Raw genomic sequence first — 17133 nt, 5'->3', positions numbered from 1 at the left:
TACGAAATATAGATTCTGTAAATACGAATAGGTTTTCGCATTTCTACAGCAAGGACAAGGACCGCCACGCAGCGCCTGACGACACTCGCATTGCTCTGGATACCGCACTTCCCTCGCCTGCCCTATGACATCCGTTTCATAGGCCGGCATCGAGGTGCAGATCGGCCTGTGCGCGCACTGCAGGTAGATCTCGGCGCGTCGCGTCCGAGCCCAAACTTGAGACTTCGCCGGTAATGTCATCGCGATGCTGGGCAAGCCCAGGTCGGCGCTCAAATACGGATATGACAGCCCTCGAGGCCGATGACAGTCCTCACCTTCCCGGGCGGACGTGCCGGAGGCAGTCTACGACTGGGCCGCTGGGCCGCGTCACCTTAGGAGACTCAGCGTAGCCGGATCTGGATCCCATGCCCTACATTGAATCTGCGTACGTAAAAACTGAAACCCATTCGAAGCATGTTCCCATGCTTCCCGGATGATTCCGGCTGCCTGATTGAACAAGTCCGCCGAGTGCAAGGAGATATCGACGATGGAGTACACCAACATCAGCTGCGAGGTCACGGGCGCGGTCGCTCGTGTCGAACTGCGCCGCTCCCCGGTCAACGCACTTGGCCAAGCCGCGTACCGCGAACTCGCGCATGTGTTCCAGCACATCGATGATGTCGCCCCCGGTGCCCGCGTCGTCGTCTTGTCAAGCCAGGGCGATCACTTCTGCGCCGGAAACGACCTGCAAGAGTTCACAGAGCTTGCACCGGACAACGCCGCTGAGCGGATGCTCGAGGTGCGCGAGGCCTTCTTTGCGATCTCGCGTTGTCCGCTACCCGTCATCGGCGCTGTGCAGGGTGCCGCGCTCGGCTCCGGACTCGCGCTTGCAGCCTCCTGCGACTTTGTGATTGCCTCCGACGATGCGCGCTTCGGCGTGCCAGAATTGAACGTAGGTGTACTAGGAGGCGCCCGCCATCTGTCCCGCCTCGTGCCCGAGCCGGTGCTGCGGTGGATGTACTTCACGAGCGACCCGGTACCGGTCACTCGTCTGGTGTCATACGGGGCCCTCATCACAGTTGTCGATCGGAGTCGACTGCTCGAGGAAGTGTTGAAACTCGCCACCCATGTGGCACGCCATAGCGCCTCGAGTCTGCGGTACGCCAAGCAGGCGCTCAACATGATTGAGCCGATGACTCTCGAGGAGGGCTACGTGTACGAGCAGGGGCTGACCGTGGAGTTCTGCGCGCATGCCGATTCGAGAGAAGCGATCAACGCAGTCGTCGAGAGGCGGGAACCAAGGTATGCCCACCTCACCTGACCCGACAACCGGCGCCGTCCGGCCGAGGTGATGGTAGTGATGGCGGGACGTTCGGCCTGGCGATCGCCCTCGCCGAAAGAATGGCCCCGCTGCGGCTCGGTCCGGCGGCACCGGCCCCACGTCCACCAGGGCGCCGTCCTTCACCGATCAACTGATGTGCGTGTGCTGAGTTTCGTTGTGCGGTAGCGATTAGGTGACGGGCGTGGGTGATCGTCCGACCTCTCGAGACGGTTGGTTCCACTAGCTTTTCCCCGTCGAGCCGGGCAGGTGGCGCGGGCGTTACGCGATGATCGGCTGAGTGCGGCCGAAGGTTCTGTCGAACTGGTTGTGCCACACCTTTCCACAGCCAGTTCTGAGGTAGGCGAAGCGCGCCGAGGAACCCCGCGCCGCGCTTCGCGTCCTCGTCGTGGCCAGAGAACAAATGGCCGGCGAGCGGACCCGAGCAGTAATGCGCTCGCCGCCCTGCTCCGGATCACCGACCTTGGAATCGATGCGCGCAAAGCGCTGACGCGCAGACAGATTGATGTGTCGACGGGTGGCGGTACGACTGGACAAAGACGAGTCCGCGCCCTCGATACCGAGTTGATCGACAACAGAAGGCACTCGATTCTGCCGTAAACGCGATCGAACCGGAACTGTCTAAGGTTGAACCGGCGCTGACCACTCTCGTCCTCGCCCGGATCCGCCCCCACCGCGACACCCGCGGGTATGTTGCCCGCCGCTGCGAGGGTCGAAGACCAAGGAGTGCGTTGCCTGACGAGGTATCACCCGGCAGATGTTCCGACCACTGACCGCTGCACGCCCGGACCCCGGCATGACTTGACGGATGGAGAAGCATCCTGGACGAGGTGGAGACTTCGTTCAGGCCGCCTCGGGGACCGAGGCGACGGTGAGGCTGTTCACGGTAGCGCGTGCGAAGGCGCGACCGGTACGGGTGTGCCGTCGCCAGGACCGCACCGCCGCACCGATCTTCGGCACAACGTCCTTGCTGATCGCGGGCAGGACCGCGCTGAAGTGCGCTGACGTCAGGTGACCGCGGGCGGCACGGCGACGGGTGTCCTGGGCGTTAGCTTTTGCCTACCCCTATCGGTAGTTCGCTTATGCGCCGACCATCCAGATATGGAGGCGAATCAGGCAAAACCCGAGGAGGTCGCCGCGGTGGAAGAGATCGTGGAGCAGCTCGAGAGCTCGACGGTCATTTTGATCACGGAGTACCGTCGTCGTTCCGTCGGCAAGGTCCCGAGCCGCGACCTTCGCTCGGCGCCTGCTTGCCGGCATCAAAGTGGTGGCCGAAAGTAGTGAGCTCCCGGAGCGGGTCGAGTATCTACCGACGGCGCCGCGATCAACGGCACCGTCGTACGGAGCGACGCACCGGCCTTACTGTCAGTTCCCGACCGCCTCGATCTCGCCCAGGTAGAGGTTGAGACCCGCGACCGGTTGCAACGGGACCTCTTTGTAGACCGTTACCTTTCCTGCCCACGTCGGGTGTGCGAGACCGCCATCCGCACCGCCGACCATGGAGTCGATGACGAGGGGGCTCCCGTCACCGTCCAGCACCGGCTCGATCCCTCTGGCTCGCGTCTCCCGGACCGCCTTGTCAAGATTCTCGACGCCGTAGATCAGCGCGAAGAATCCTTCACCGTGCTCCTTCAGATAGTCAGCGATAAATCCATGGTCGCCCGTAGGAGCCAGCAATTCGACACCAGCCGAGACAGACTGTACCTGGATGATGCCGAAGCGCTCGAATTCCGTCGGACCGTCCCAATCAGTGATCCCCAACGCCGCGCTGAGCTCCGCCTGTGCGGCGTCGAGATTCTCTTTCCGGTAGATGAACGTGACGTGATCGATAACGTTCGTGCGCTTTCCCATGGTGTCCCCTTCTGGAGGTTGGTTCGCGGTCGTTGGTCCCCCGCGGTTTGTCCGGGGTGCGGCCCCAGACCTCCGACGCGCGCGTCGGCGATCGGCGATCGGGGCCGCGTGGCAGCGGGTGTCGGACACTTCATTCGATGAACCTAATGTCCCAGACACCGGAGAAGTCGTGGCCGTCGGCGCACACCCTGCCGCATTTCGTTAACGACCAGCCGAGAACGAGATTCATCGGCATCGGTTCTAGTGAACAAGTATTTCTTGAATCCGTCCTAGACCCAATACCGTTCAGTTAGTGCGGGTTGCGTTACGATGAGGTGTGCCTCGGAGTGGATGGGTGAAGCCGGTCTCGGATCGGCGGTTGTCGGATGTGGTGTCGGTGGGGTTGTTGACCAGGGTGTTTCCCGCGTCCCTGGTCGATGAGGTGATCGCGGAATGCGGGCGGACCGAGCAGCGCAGTAGGTCGTTGACCGCTCGCGTGACGGCGTATTTCTCGATCGGGATGGCATTGAATTCGCAAGGCTCCTACGAGGAGGTCTTCGAGCAGCTCACCGACGGTTTGTCGTGGTCGTCGGGATGGTCGCAGTCCTGGTCGCCGCCGACGAAATCGGCGATCTTCCAGGCCCGGTCCCGGCTGGGGCACGAACCGGTGCGGGAGCTGTTCCGCCGTGTCGCACGACCGCTCGCCGACGCGGATACACCCGGATCCTGGCTCGCCGGGCGCCGGTTGGTGGCCCTCGACGGGACCTGCCTCGACCTGCCCGACACCCCGGCCAACGCCGAGCATTTCGGGCGGCCCGGATCGAGTCGCGGCGAGAAGTCCGCGTTCCCGCAGGCACGGTTGGTGGCCCTCGCCGAATGCGGCACCCACGCGGTCTTCGACGCCGCGATCGGACCGTGCCGCACCTCCGAGCGGGAGCTGGCGCACGATCTGTTCGACACCCTCGAACCGGGAATGCTGCTGCTCGCCGACCGCGGCCTGTACGGATTCGACATGTGGACCCGGGCCGCCGCCACCGGCGCCGACCTGCTGTGGCGGGTGAGCTCGACGCTCTCACCTCGCCACCTCGAGACCCTCGACGACGGATCCTGGCTGGCGCAGATCGTCCCCACCTCCGGGAAGAATCGGCAGCAGCGCACACCACTGACGGTGCGCGTGATCGACTACACCCTCGACGACGGGCGGGGAAACCCCGAGCAGTACCGGCTGCTGACCACCATCGTCGACCCCGCCGACGCATCCGCGGAAGAACTCGCCCTCGCCTACGCCCAACGCTGGGAGATCGAGAACACCTTCGACGAACTCAAAACCCACCAACGCGGGCCGCGAGCGGTCCTGCGGTCGAAATCCCCACCGCTGGTCGAGCAGGAAATCTGGGGGCACCTGTGCTGCCACTACGCCATCCGCACCCTGATGCGCGATGCCGCGACCGCCGGCAGTCACGACCCGGACCGGATCTCCTTCGTCGCCGCCCTGCGGATCACCCGACGATCCCTGTCCCACAGCTCTTTTTCCCCCTCATAACCACCACGCCGCCACCCGATTGTGGAATCAGGGCATCGCCAAACTCCTGCGCCGCATCAACCCGGCACGCCGACCCCGATCAAACCCCCGCGTCGTCAAACGCAAAGTCCTCAAATGGGCCGCCAAACGCGCACACCACCAACACCATCCACAACCCACCCAACCGCCGAAATGCACCGTCCTTGTTCACTAACTGAACGGTATTGGTCCTAGACCGCGCCCACAGGGTCGCTTTGGAACTCGATGCCCTCGTAGCCCTTGGCAGCGACCTCGTCGCAGATGCCTCGGTACACACCGAGCCCGGCGACGTACAGCATCAGGCCGCGTGGTTTACCTTCGACATTCGCGCCGACGTACCATGAGTCGGCACGCGGAAAGAGTGTCGCGTCACCGACCTCGGCCACATGCGCCATCCACTTCTCCTGCGCTTCGTGGCTGGCCTCCACCGTCGCGCGACCACGCTCACGCATGTCGACGAGCAGGTCTGCGACCCAGTCGACGTGCTGCTCGATCGAGGTGTACATGTTCGCAAGCACCGAAACGGAGCCGGGACCAGTGAGGATGTACATATTCGGGAAGTCGGCCGCGAGTAAGCCCAGGTACGCATTCGGGCCATTGGCCCATGCTTCCTTGATCGTCACGCCTGCGCGCCCGCGCAAGTCGATGTTGTTCAGCGCACCAGTGATCGCATCGAAACCGATGGCGAAGACGATCATGTCGAACTCGAGTTCCTGCCCGTCACGGAGCCGGACACCCTTCTCGGTGAAAGTATCGATCGGATTCTCGCGGACCGATACCAGCGAGACGTTGTCCCGGTTGAACGTCTCGTAGTAGTCCGTGCCGAGGCACGGACGCTTGGCACCGAACGGATAAGTGGTGGGGCACAGCAGGTCCGCCACTTGCGGGTCGTCCACGATAGAGCGGATCTTCTCGCGCACGAATTCCGCCACGACCTCGTTCGCCTTCTCATCGACGAGGACGTCGGTGTACAGGTTCATGAGAGGTGCGACCCCGCCTTCCTGCCAGCACGCTTCCAGCCGACGCTGGACGTTCTCCGGCTCGTCAGCAAGCAGGCTTATGGTCGGCAACTCGATGGGTACGCCGAACGGCATAGTCTTCGCTAACGCGCGATGCTCCGGATAACGCGCCTTCATTGCTGTCTGGAATTCGGGGTCCATCGGTCGGTTCTTGGCCGGGAGCGTAAACGCCGGCGTCCGCTGAAGGACCGTCAGATGCCCGGCCTGCTCGGCCGCGATTGGGATCAGCTGCACACCCGTCGAGCCGGTGCCGACTACCGCAACCCGCTTGCCGGAGAAATCGACGCCTTCGGTCGGGAAACCGGAGGTCATGTACCACTCGCCTTTGAACTCGTCCAAGCCCTTGAAGTCCTGGCGCGGATCCTTCGTCGCCGAAATCGTGCCCGACGCCATCACAAGATGCTGGGCGGTGTGTACCTGCCCGTCGTCCGTCGTTACGTTCCAGCGTGCCCGCTCTTCATCGAAGTGCGCTGCCACAACGCGGGTCGAGAACTTGATATCCCGGCGCATGTCAAACCGGTCGGCGACGTGGTTGAGGTACCGCTCGACCTCCGGCTGGCCCGGCCACCGCTCGGTCCATTCCCACTCCTGTTGCAGCTCGTCGGAGAAGCCATACGAGTACTCGAGGCTCTCGACGTCGACGCGACAACCCGGATACGTGTTCCAGTACCAGGTGCCCCCGACTCCTTCACCCGCTTCGAACACCTGTGCCGAGAACCCGCGCTCACGCAGTGTGTGTAACGAGTACAAGCCAGCGATACCAGCCCCAACGACAATCGCATCAAAATCATCGGCCATCTCTTATTGCTCCTCGTGTTCGGTATCGCCCGGTTCTCTGATCGGACGATCGCTACTTCAGGTAGACGTGCTCGTGCCCTGTGGCTGGGACCACACAGGTCCAGATTAAGTGAACCGCATCACGGCTTCTTCGAAGCATAGGCTTGATATTCCGAATGTCAATGCTGATTTATGGTCTGCTCATCCCAGATGGCACGCTCGACAAGGAGCCCCGACTCGCTCCGGCACAGCGCCACAGGGTCACACTGCGTAAACGATCGAAATTCGCCGGCTGGGCCGGGTCCTATCGCGAATCTGTTGACGCGAGTTCGAGCAACGAGCCGGCCTCGTGGAAGAAGACCCGGAACTCGGCGACTTTGCCCTCACGAAGAATCGAGAGCTCGGTCAGCATGATCCGCTCCCCGGTCGCGATCTGATTCGAGCTCAGAATTGCAAAGACGTGGTCCTCGTCGGCGACGAGGCGATCGATCGTCAGGGAGTTCATGTCGAGGTAACCGGCTATGACCCCGAAGACCTCTCTCACGGCCCCGGCGCCCCGGTATGTCCCGCCGTAAGGCAGATAGGCAGGCTCGGTGAGCACCACGTCATCGGCAACGTGGCCGAAGAACGTCTCGAGTTCACCACGCTGTCCGGCCTCGTACATCTCAGTGACGATTCTGCGGTTGGTCTCGGTTACGGACATTCAAGGCTCTCCTTCGATTCATTTTCCTGGGTTTGACGAGGTCGTCGATTCGCACGACTATCCGGACCAGGCGACGGTTGTTCGCGATAGCGGCCTTCTCTGAACGCAATTCGTCGACTCGAGTCGTATCTGCAAGCGCCTCGAACAACTCGTTTTCGAGGAGCTGGATGTCGAGGTGATCGCGCCGACCCCTGGCCTTCCCGTTCGCCAAACTGCGAGCGACGCTGCCGCTCGTCGCCGAGGGGCTCCGACGCGGGAGTGAGTCTGTCGCCGGCGGCAGCATGGTCGAGGCGAGCTGCGCTTCGCTCGGCGGCCGGTCCCGTCCGCGACGACGACACCGACACACCCGCGAGAAGTCCAGACACAAGCGCCACTTCATGTCAGGTGGCGACCGCGGCCCGTGCGCCGCTGCGGCGCGGCTCTCGATCGATCGCTGCGGCCGCGCGATAAGCAAAGGCCATCATCGGCCCAATCGTCGCTCCCGGCCCCCAGTACGTGTTCCCGGAGACCGAGGCTACGCAGTTGCCGACGCCGTATAAGCCTGGAATCGGCTGATCGAGATCGTCGACCATCTGCGAGTCGGCGTTGACCTTCGGACCACCCTTGGTGTCCATCGCGCAGGCGCAGATCATCACCGCGTAATAGGGGCCGGTCTCCGAGATCGGCCATACCGTCGGGTTACGCCGCTCGCCCTCGTCCTTTACATTGCCGTTGAACACCAGCTGGATCGGCGTCTCGCCGCGATGGAAATCGGGATCCACCCCTTCGGAAGCACCGCGGTTGAATCGCTCGATTGTTTCGCGCAGCCCTGCGGTGAAACCATCGGCCAACCGCAGGCAACCGGTAACGCTCTCGTATTGGGCCAGCCGCGCGTCGATCGCGCCGCCCAATTCCGCGAGCGTCTGACCCCTGATGACACCGTCATCGTTCGACACGATCGTGGTGAGATAGTTGCCCGCGCTGTGCTCCTGCGCGCGCGAGTCCCAGATCTGGAACATCACCAGGTTCGGGTACTCTGCCGTGATTGGATCTCGGTAGAAGAATGCCCGCGAGAGCTCGTTGTACGGCAACTTTTCGTTGACCACTCGCTGACCCTCGCGATTGACGAGCACCATCGAATCGCCCTGGATCCCGGCCATCGCCATCACCCGCGGATCGCGCTTGGCAACGGGCTCAAACGGTATCGGTGCCATCCACGCGTTGCTCATGTTGCGCATCGGCACTCCGAGGGCACCAGCGATGCGGACGAGATCACCCTCGTTCGAGTGAACTCCGCAACCTGCGAACGCCGGAACGTGCAGGCTGTTCTCGCGCAGCTCGTCGTCGTGCACGAAGCCGCCGCTGGCAAACACGACACCACGACGCGCGAAGTAGGTCGGCGCCGATCCATCCGACCCCGTGCCCTGCACTCCGACTACCTCTTCGCCATCGAGCACGAGCCGCTGCACGCGACAGCCGCGAACGATTTGTACGCCCGCCTCGTCGGCCGCGGGCACCAGCATCGAAAATCCCGCCTCCCCACCCTGCGCGAAATCATCGACGTCGGGAAACAGAACCCGGCCCGCGGGCAGTTTGTTCTCCGGGACCTCTGTGAAGTACTCGACCATGCCCTCCGCAGGGCGATGTCGCAACGCTCCCTTTTCATGAAGCAATTCGACTGCTTCGGCACCGCTGTCATAGATCGCCTGAATTAGATCGAAGTCCCACTCGCTCAGCCCATAGGTGGGACTGTTGGGGTCGAACCGCTGGGGACGCGACATCTTTGCCATGAACTGCAAGCATTCGTCGCGTCGATCCTCGAGCCCCGCGCGCTGCAACGCCTTGTTGTTGGCCACCCAGAATCCAAACGCGGACTTGCGCGTCGTACCGCCGACATCCGCAGCCTTCTCCAGCAGGAGCACCTCGTTTCCTCGCCAGGCCGAGAACAGCGCGGTCGCAAAGCCACTACCACCCCCGCCGACCACGATCACATCCACCTCAGCCGCAAACGAGCCCAAATCTGCAGCCTGTACCGGCCGAGCGCTTTCCCTCCTCGCGAAGTCGTCGGGCGGTGGCGTGTAGAAGTCGCCCGCTGCGAAGCCCGTGGTCCCACCACCATCCGAGATTGGCGTTCCACTATTACGGGATGCATCTACCGTTTTAGACATACTGACTCCGATCAAGTCGCGACGCTGCTGACAGTATTCGAAATTAAAATCGAACATATCGAAGTAGATCCCGATTATCTAGACCCAATCCATTCGAACAACCATTCGAAAGTTGCTGAATTGCCATCGCGCACCACACACTCTCGGCCACTCCCGTGCGACGACTGAACCCCCGCCCGGCCACCGACTACGCGCGAGGCGGCGAGAGCCTGGAAAAGCTGCGGTGATCACGTAGCGCCCAAGCAGAGCGAACGTGACAAGGCGTGTGAGAGTCAGCATGGGTACGTCGACCCTCGACAAGGAGCTCCGACTCGTGCGGACGCAAGGAGCGGCAGGGTCACACTGGTGCGCAAATAGCTCGACCCCAACCTCGCCACTGGAGCTCGAAACCTCGGTCAGCCAGTCGATGCGCGCCGCTATACACAGCCGAAGTCTCTAGTTTTGATGGGCAGAACCATAAAAATCGGGAAGCTGTTTCGAAATTTGACCATGTCGACTACTCTTTCCGCAGAACATCACCCCCACTTTTCTACAGCTTTCCCGAAGCCCGGCACGGCGATGAGCCCTCGCAAGACTCGTGATAGCTCAGGCCCTTAAGGAGTTCACTGTGGCTGTACGCCCATACACAATCGCCGTCCCCGAAGAGGTCCTCGTCGATCTCAAAGAGCGGCTCGCACGCACGCGCTGGCCGGAAAAGATCGAAGGCGCTGGCTGGGATTACGGCACCGACGTTGCGTACCTTCGCGAGCTATGCGACCACTGGGCGCACCGCTACGACTGGCGGGACTGGGAACGACGCCTGAACAGCATCCCGGGCTACGTTTGCGAGGTCGACGGCGTCGACCTGCACTTCTGGCATGTGCGCGGTACCGGACCGAACCCGACGCCGCTACTGCTCTTGCACGGCTGGCCCGGCTCGATCGTCGAGTTCCTGGAGCTGATCGGCCCGTTGACTGATCCCGCGGCACACGGTGGGGATCCCGCTGACTCGTTCGATGTCGTCGTGCCCGAACTGCCGGGCTTCGGCTTCAGCGGCGCTCCGCGCACCGCGGGATGGAGCTTGTCGCACATCGCTTCCGTGTTCAATTCGCTGATGGTCGACCAGCTGGGATACGACCGCTATGCGGTCCAGGGCGGCGACTTCGGAGGTCTGATCGCCTCGCGGATGGGCGCCTACCACTCCGAGTCGGTGCTCGGCATCCACCTGAACTTGATCATGGGGACGCCCCCCGCGGAGCCTGGACCGGAGGATCTCGAACATCTCGAGCGCTACAGCCGGTTCAGCGAAAGGGCCCTGGGTTACTTGCAGGTGCAGAACACCACTCCTGACTCCTTGATGATCGCGCAGAGTGACTCGCCAGCGGGACTCGCCTCATGGATCATCGAGAAGTTCCGCAGTTGGAGCGACTGTGGCGGAGACATCGAGAGCTCGTTCGACAAGGACCTGCTGCTCACCAACCTGATGTTCTACTGGGCCTCGAACAGTGCCGCGAGCGCGGCTCGGCTTTACTACGAGACCAGCCGAGCCGAGGACTGGTACCTCAAGGCTCGTGTCGAGCTTCCGGTCGCCTACGCAGAATTCCCTCACGAGAACTTCGTCCCGCCGCGGACCTGGGTCGACACTCAATACGACATCGCCCGCTGGACCACGATGCCCAGCGGCGGGCATTTCGCAGCACTCGAAGAGCCCCAGCTGCTGCTCGACGACGTGCGGACGTTCTTCCGATCACTTCGCTGACTGCGTGGACTCGTAGCTGCCGGGCCTGCACATTCGATCAATCGTTAGGAGTGGTAATGGACGTGACGGGTGCGAGTGCGCTGATCACTGGGGGCGCAAGCGGCCTGGGATTGGCGACCGCGAAAATGCTTGCCCGCAAGGGGGCGCGCGTCGTCATCGCCGACTTGGCGGGTTCGGCCGGACGCGCAATCGCCGATGAGGCCGACTGGACCTTCGCTCCAGCGGACGTAATCAACGTCGAGGAAGTTCGGGCGGCGATCACTCTCGCCGAGCGCATGGCGCCACTCCGTGTGGTGGTGAACTGCGCTGGGATCGCCACGCCGAACAAGGTGCTCGACAGATCGGCAAACCCCGTACCACTGGCGCAGTTCGAGCAGGTGGTGCGCGTAAATCTGGTCGGCACGTACAACGTACTGAGCCAAGCTGCAGCGAGAATGGCTCGAAACGACCCGGATCCCTCCTCGGGAGCACGCGGGGTGATCGTGAACACCGCGTCCGTGGCAGCGTTCGAGGGGCAGATCGGCCAGCCCGCTTACTCGGCTTCCAAGGGCGGAGTGCACGCGATGACCATTCCCATCGCGCGAGAGTTGGCCAGGCACTCGATCCGAATGCTGACGATCGCGCCTGGACTGATGGAGACACCGATGGTGGCCGGTCTGCCACTGGCAGCGCAGAAATCGCTCGCCGAGCAGGTGCCATATCCCGCCCGTCTGGGCAGGGCCGACGAGTACGCGTCGCTCGTCGGCCACATCATCGACAATGACTACATCAATGGCGAAACGATCCGCCTGGACGGTGCCATCAGGATGGCCCCCAAGTGATCAGCCCCCAAGTGATCAGCCCCCAAGTGATCAGTCAGCGGCCGATACAGCCGATACAGTGGTGTAGAAGGCGACGTGGTCCTTGATTTGGGCGACGGCCGGGTGGGGATCCTCGTAGGTCCACACAACGTTGTCGAGAACAATGCCGTCGGTGCGGATGCTGAAGTACCGGGCCACCCCCTCGTAAGGACAGTACGTCTCGTGGTCGGTGCCCTCGAGGGCGGACAGGTTCACGTCTGCGCGTGGGATGTAGTGAACAACCGGATAGTCCTTCTCCTCCATTGTGAGCGCGTGAGCGGAGTCAGCAATCGTGCGGCCACCCACGGTGGCCACGACGCGGCCCCTGGCCTTCGCGATCGCAATCGGGTGGTCGAGTCCCGGAACGAGAACCGGTTTGTCCGTCATGGTTCTCTCAACTTCTTTGTGCGACTGCACATTCCAACCCGAGCGAAGCCGCGCCGATCCGCATACGCATACGCATACGCACTCAATACCGATTGAGCAACAGATCCGGGCCGGAGCCCGCACGTGAAGGGTCTGCTCGGCAGGTTCAGTGTGATCCCAGCCTCCATCTGGATCACAAGTCCCAATTCCGGTGGTAAGTTCCTAGAAACATGATGGCATAATTCGGAATCTCAATTCCAATAATTCCCAGTTCCATCCGATCGCAGCGCAGGACGGCACTCATTGAACCTCACGGCCCAGAGAGGGGACTACCGACTCACGTTCGCTGTCCTTACCGTCGGCGTAGCAGCCTATGCCTTGCTGCAGTCTTTGGTCACTCCCGTTCTGCCGACAATCGAGAAGGCTCTCGGCACGTCTCAGACCAATGTCACCTGGGTGCTGACGGCCTACCTGTTATCGGCATCGGTATTTACTCCGGTCGTCGGTCGCCTCGGTGACATCTACGGCAAGAAGCGCTTGTTCGTCGTTGCACTGGCCGCGCTCGCGATCGGCTCGCTGCTCGCCGCCCTCGCCAGTTCATTGGTGGTTATGGTGATCGCTAGGGTGATCCAGGGCGTGGGTGGCGGAGTATTGCCCCTCACATTCGGAATCATCCGGGACGAGTTCCCGAAGGAGAAGGTGCCCGGGGCGGTAGGCATGGTCGCGGCACTCGCCTCTGTGGGCGCCGGCCTCGGTATCGTTCTCGCGGGCCCCATCGTCGACGCATTTAGTTACCACTGGTTGTTCTGGATTCCGCTGATGATGATTAGCGTCGCAGGTCTGGCCGCACATCTCCTGATTCCCGAATCACCAGTACGCACCGCAGGAAAAATCAACTGGTTCACGGCGTTTCTGCTGTCCGGCTGGCTCGTGGCGCTCCTGCTCGCCGTCAGCCAAAGTCCGACGTGGGGCTGGGGTTCGTTCAAGGTAATCAGCATGCTCGTCCTGGCGGCGGTTGTTGCAGCAGCGTGGATCCTTGCCGAGTCACGTTCGTCGAACCCGCTCATTGACATGAAGATGATGCGGGTCCGCACGATTTGGGCGGCAAATTTGGTGGCGCTGCTTATGGGAATCGGTATGTACGCCGCACTCGGATTCATACCGCAGTTCCTGCAGACACCGCCCGAGGCCGGCTACGGTTTCGGCGCCTCGGTCACCCAATCGGGTTTGATGATGTTGCCGAACACGATCGGGATGTTCCTCGCGGGACTTGCGGCGGGCCGACTCTCACTTCGTTTCGAGTCGAAGAATCTGCTTGTGGTCGGATCTGTCTTGACCGCGATCGGTTACTTCATGGTGGCCTTCCTCCACTCGGCCGAGGCCGTCATCTACCTGGCGATGGCCGTGGTGGGAATCGGTTTCGGCATGGCGTTCTCTGCCGTGTCGAACGTTGTTGTGGCCGCAGTTGCCGCGGAGCAGACCGGTGCTGCCAACGGTATGAACACAAACATTCGCACGATCGGCGGGTCGCTCGGCGCCGCCTTCATGGCAAGCACTGTCACAGCCAGCGAGTCCGCGTCGGGGTTGCCCACGGAAGCCGGCTACACCCATGGCTTCGTCATGCTGGCGGTCGCAGTCGGCCTCGGCGCCGTCGCGGCATTGTTCATACCTGCAATCAGACGAGATAGAACGATCGATCGCGAGAAGTCGGAAGACCTGCCGCTCGCACCGGCTGCCGGAAGAACTGCGGGCGGGCGGTAGATCCCACTGAGGCCAAGGCACAAAGACAGCCCACAAAGACGAGCGGAAAGAAGTTCGAAATGACAAGTAATGGCCCCACGGAGACTGAAACCAATCGCGCCCTCGCACAAGGCATGTACCAGGCAGTCTTAGGAGGCGATACAGAACGGTTTCTCGCCTTCGTTTCACCCGAGGTAGTGGTGGAGGAACCGGAGTTCTTGAGCTATGGGGGCAAGTATCAGGGCTTCGCTGGATTTCAGGAGTTGTTCGCAACACTCGCGTCCAAATTCGACCTCGCCGGCATGACGGTGGACCGTCTTGTAGTGGACGGGGATTACGTCTGCGCGTTCGGTCGGGTTCCGATATTGGGAGGCGACGACCTAGTTTCGTTCGCCGAACGCAGCATTTTCGAGAATGGCAAGGTCATTAACTTCCGCGTTTATCTTTATGACACAGGCGATTTAGGTGTTGGTCGTGACCCTGAAAAATTGGTGCTCTGAAGTACCTGACCAACCCCGGTGACGGCGTGCGGATCTTGCCACTGTCAAGGATTGGTCAGAGAGAATCAATCGCTGCGTCGATCACGCGGTGAAGGCGGTCCGGGCCTTCTTCCACCCGTGCCAGGAGCTGCATCCCCATCATTGTGTTCAGGAGCAGGCTCCCCATCGCGGCCGGATCGCGGTCGGGAGCTATCTCTCCCGACCGCTGCCCTTCCTCGATCAGCGCCCGGAAGACGCCCGCGGCGAACTCGAAGTATCGACGGGCCTCGAAAACCGCCACCCGTCGGTTCCCGCGAGATCTGCCTCCGCGTTGGCAATCATGCAACCGCGGGTGCCCTCGTCGGCCATGAACTTCAACGTCCCGCAGAGGCGCTCTTTGACCGAGTCGGGGTGCTCCGTCAGCGCCGTCAGCAAACGAAGCCGGGCGTCGACATAGCGACTCAGCGCCAGCTCGAAGAGACCGTGTTTGCTCCCGAAGGTGTTGTAAAGACTGCCCCTGCCGATGCCGAGCGCATCGACCAGATTCTGCGGGCTGGTGGCGCGGAATCCCTGCTGCCAGAACACCTGCATGGCCTGCTCGACGGCGACAACTGGATCGAACTGCTTGGACCTTCCCATCGACACACCCCTACAGTTCTCGATGTCTGAGTTCCCGAACCGCCGCTCGGCGTTAGACGGCTTCGAGGATCGTAGCGTAATTCGCCACACCAACCCCACCCATATTTTGCACCAGCACGCGATCGGCGCCGTCGAACTGCATCGCCCCTGCAGCACCAGAGAGCTGCATAGCCGAAACCACATGTTGGGACACTCCGGTGGCCCCCACCGGATGCCCCTTGGCCTTCAAGCCGCCGGACAGATTCACCGGGAGGCGCCCGTCTCGATGGACCGCACCGGAGGTCAGGGCTTCACCGCCCTTGCCCGGCTCGGCCAGGCCGATGACCTCGTACATGATCAGCTCCGCGATCGTGAAGCAATCATGCACCTCGGCGAGCGACAACTCGTTGACACCGATGCCGGCCATCGCATATGCGCGTTCCACCGATGCGCGCGTGGCCTCGAAGGCGGTGGGGTCGCGGCGGGCGGCCGGGTGGAAGTCGTTCGCCTGGCCGAATCCGGTCACCCGAACCGGCTGATTCTTCGCGGCCGCGCTCGGCGATATGGACAGCACCAGAGCCGCGGCTCCGTCCGAAACCGGCGAGCAGTCGGTGCGGCGCAGCGGTGCGGCGACGATCGGATTGCGATCCGAGACCGTACGGCAGAACTCCTCGCCGAGATCCTTCCGCAAGTGTGCGTACGGGTTGGCGACGCCGTTGCGGTGGTTCTTCGCTGCGATCGCGCCGAGCAGATCTCCGATGTCGCCGTATCTCTCGGCATACCGCTGCGCCACCGTCGCGAACAACCCGGTGAATCCAACGGACGAGGGGTTCCCTGCTGACTCATAGTCGGCTCCGAGCAACGCCGAGCCCACATGCTCGGGCGTCGCGTGCGTCATCTTTTCCGCACCAATCACAAGCACGTTCCGCGCAGTACCGGCGAGCAGGGAGCGGATGCCGGCGTGGACCGCGCCGGATCCCGATGCGCACGCATTTTCGACGCGTGTGGCCGGCACGTTCCGCAGCGCCTCGTCAACCTGTAGGACCAACGAAGAAGAGAACGCCAAGGGCAACAGGCTCGAGTTGAACTGGCCGAGATAGATCTCGTCTACGTCACCAGGCTCGATTCCCGCGCTGAGGATGGCCTCCGTGGCCGCCTCGACTATGAGTGATTCCAAGTCGCGGTCGGTGAGCTTGCCGAAGACCGTGTGGCCCCACCCCGTGATGCGCACGTCCTGACCAAACTGGGAGAGCACGGTCACATCGAAACACCGCCGTCAACCGCGAGCACGGTCCCCGTGATGTAGGCCGCCTCGTCGGAGGCGAGGAAGCACACAGCGGCGGCCATCTCGGACGGTTCCGCGAAGCGCCCCTGCGGGACCATATCGGTCAGGGCGCGCAACTTGTCCTCGGGTATCGCCGCCACCATCGCAGTCGCTGCGTTCGGCGAGATCGCGTTGACTGTGATGCCGAAGCGGGCAACCTCTTTGGCGACCGTCTTCGTAAACCCGACTATCCCTGCCTTGGCTGCGGCGTAATTCGCCTGCCCCACGTTTCCGTGTAGACCGCTGTACGACGTCACGTTGACGATCCGGCCGAAGCCCCGCTCGCGCATACCCGGGATCGCCGCCCGGGTGAGCAGAAATGCTCCCGTGAGGTGCACGTCGAGAACTTGACGCCAGTTCTCTGTCGACATCTTCCAGATCACGCTGTCACGCGTGATTCCCGCGTTGTTCACGAGGATATCGAGGCCGCCCCACTCCGCAACACCGGCCAACACCGATTCGGAGAGCGCCTCATCCGCCACATCACCTGCGAAGGTGCGGGTGCGCTCCTGCCCGGTCCATGCGGCCTCGAGTGCGGTCTGGTCACGGTCGATTACCGCCACCCTCGCCCCGGCGGCATGGAACGCCTGCGCCAGTTCACGTCCGATTCCGGCGGCCGCGCCCGTTACTGCGACGACCCTGCCGGTGTAGTCGAAACTCAGATTTCCCATCAT

15 protein-coding genes are annotated in these 17133 nt (G+C 62.6%); 6 read left to right on the top strand and 9 right to left on the bottom strand.

Annotation, left to right across the window (positions count from 1 at the left end; translation table 11 throughout):
* Positions 1 to 526: 526 nt before the first annotated feature.
* Positions 527 to 1300 carry an enoyl-CoA hydratase-related protein gene (locus CJ177_RS08800; RefSeq protein ID WP_061042586.1) on the top strand — a complete coding sequence of 258 codons (774 nt, stop codon included), beginning with the start codon at positions 527 to 529 and terminating at the stop codon, positions 1298 to 1300.
* A 1383-nt stretch (positions 1301 to 2683) separates the two neighbouring features.
* Here the strand turns inward: CJ177_RS08800 and CJ177_RS08790 are convergent.
* Positions 2684 to 3169: a VOC family protein gene (locus CJ177_RS08790; RefSeq protein ID WP_061700109.1), complete on the bottom strand. Its 486-nt coding sequence runs from the start codon at positions 3167 to 3169 to the stop codon at positions 2684 to 2686.
* Between the two features lie 316 nt (positions 3170 to 3485).
* Between CJ177_RS08790 and CJ177_RS08785 the strand changes: the two genes are divergently transcribed.
* Positions 3486 to 4691 carry an IS4 family transposase gene (locus CJ177_RS08785; protein ID WP_061042523.1) on the top strand — a complete coding sequence of 402 codons (1206 nt, stop codon included), beginning with the start codon at positions 3486 to 3488 and terminating at the stop codon, positions 4689 to 4691.
* Positions 4692 to 4900: 209 nt separating this feature from the next.
* On the opposite strand, the gene CJ177_RS08780 is transcribed toward CJ177_RS08785, so the two are convergent.
* The 3 genes from CJ177_RS08780 to CJ177_RS08770 all read right to left on the bottom strand — a co-directional run bounded on the left by CJ177_RS08780 (position 4901) and on the right by CJ177_RS08770 (position 9355).
* Complete coding sequence (locus tag CJ177_RS08780; RefSeq protein ID WP_061042589.1) at positions 4901 to 6526, bottom strand: NAD(P)/FAD-dependent oxidoreductase; 1626 nt, start codon at positions 6524 to 6526, stop codon at positions 4901 to 4903.
* A 283-nt stretch (positions 6527 to 6809) separates the two neighbouring features.
* Complete coding sequence (locus tag CJ177_RS08775) at positions 6810 to 7208, bottom strand: nuclear transport factor 2 family protein (protein WP_061700110.1); 399 nt, start codon at positions 7206 to 7208, stop codon at positions 6810 to 6812.
* 380 nt (positions 7209 to 7588) lie between these two features.
* A complete protein-coding gene (locus tag CJ177_RS08770) occupies positions 7589 to 9355 on the bottom strand; it encodes an FAD-dependent oxidoreductase (RefSeq protein WP_082764555.1) in 1767 nt (588 codons plus the stop codon).
* A gap of 607 nt (positions 9356 to 9962) precedes the next feature.
* Here CJ177_RS08770 and CJ177_RS08765 point away from each other — a divergent pair.
* Positions 9963 to 11093 (top strand): epoxide hydrolase family protein, encoded by a 1131-nt coding sequence (locus tag CJ177_RS08765; RefSeq protein ID WP_061700112.1) that lies wholly within the window; start codon positions 9963 to 9965, stop codon positions 11091 to 11093.
* Positions 11094 to 11149: 56 nt separating this feature from the next.
* Positions 11150 to 11914: an SDR family NAD(P)-dependent oxidoreductase gene (locus CJ177_RS08760; RefSeq protein ID WP_061700113.1), complete on the top strand. Its 765-nt coding sequence runs from the start codon at positions 11150 to 11152 to the stop codon at positions 11912 to 11914.
* Between the two features lie 30 nt (positions 11915 to 11944).
* Here CJ177_RS08760 and CJ177_RS08755 read toward each other — a convergent pair whose 3' ends face one another.
* Positions 11945 to 12319: a DUF427 domain-containing protein gene (locus CJ177_RS08755; protein WP_061700114.1), complete on the bottom strand. Its 375-nt coding sequence runs from the start codon at positions 12317 to 12319 to the stop codon at positions 11945 to 11947.
* A gap of 282 nt (positions 12320 to 12601) precedes the next feature.
* Here CJ177_RS08755 and CJ177_RS08750 point away from each other — a divergent pair, with 282 nt between their 5' ends.
* Positions 12602 to 14059: an MFS transporter gene (locus tag CJ177_RS08750; RefSeq protein ID WP_061700115.1), complete on the top strand. Its 1458-nt coding sequence runs from the start codon at positions 12602 to 12604 to the stop codon at positions 14057 to 14059.
* A gap of 59 nt (positions 14060 to 14118) precedes the next feature.
* Complete coding sequence (locus tag CJ177_RS08745; protein WP_082833529.1) at positions 14119 to 14538, top strand: nuclear transport factor 2 family protein; 420 nt, start codon at positions 14119 to 14121, stop codon at positions 14536 to 14538.
* A gap of 55 nt (positions 14539 to 14593) precedes the next feature.
* Here CJ177_RS08745 and CJ177_RS49325 read toward each other — a convergent pair whose 3' ends face one another.
* The 4 genes from CJ177_RS49325 to fabG are packed head-to-tail and all read right to left on the bottom strand — an operon-like array spanning position 14594 to position 17130.
* Entirely contained in the window at positions 14594 to 14818 is a 225-nt protein-coding gene (locus CJ177_RS49325; RefSeq protein WP_373560040.1) for a TetR family transcriptional regulator C-terminal domain-containing protein, read from the bottom strand.
* On the bottom strand, positions 14758 to 15156 hold the full coding sequence (locus CJ177_RS08740) for a TetR/AcrR family transcriptional regulator (RefSeq protein WP_197487972.1): 399 nt from the start codon (positions 15154 to 15156) through the stop codon (positions 14758 to 14760). Before CJ177_RS08740 ends, CJ177_RS49325 begins: the two co-directional genes overlap by 61 nt.
* 52 nt (positions 15157 to 15208) lie before the next feature.
* Positions 15209 to 16396, bottom strand: coding sequence for an acetyl-CoA acetyltransferase (locus CJ177_RS08735; RefSeq protein WP_061700117.1), 1188 nt, complete (start codon positions 16394 to 16396; stop codon positions 15209 to 15211).
* Positions 16393 to 17130 carry a 3-oxoacyl-ACP reductase FabG gene (fabG, locus tag CJ177_RS08730; RefSeq protein ID WP_061700129.1) on the bottom strand — a complete coding sequence of 246 codons (738 nt, stop codon included), beginning with the start codon at positions 17128 to 17130 and terminating at the stop codon, positions 16393 to 16395. Before fabG ends, CJ177_RS08735 begins: the two co-directional genes overlap by 4 nt.
* Positions 17131 to 17133 lie beyond the last annotated feature (3 nt).

It is taken from the genome of Rhodococcus sp. ACPA1 (genome assembly GCF_002300195.1).
Classification (GTDB): domain Bacteria; phylum Actinomycetota; class Actinomycetes; order Mycobacteriales; family Mycobacteriaceae; genus Rhodococcus_F; species Rhodococcus_F opacus.
Note: the sequence above shows the minus strand (reverse complement) of the source record. Positions and strands in the feature narration are given on the sequence as shown.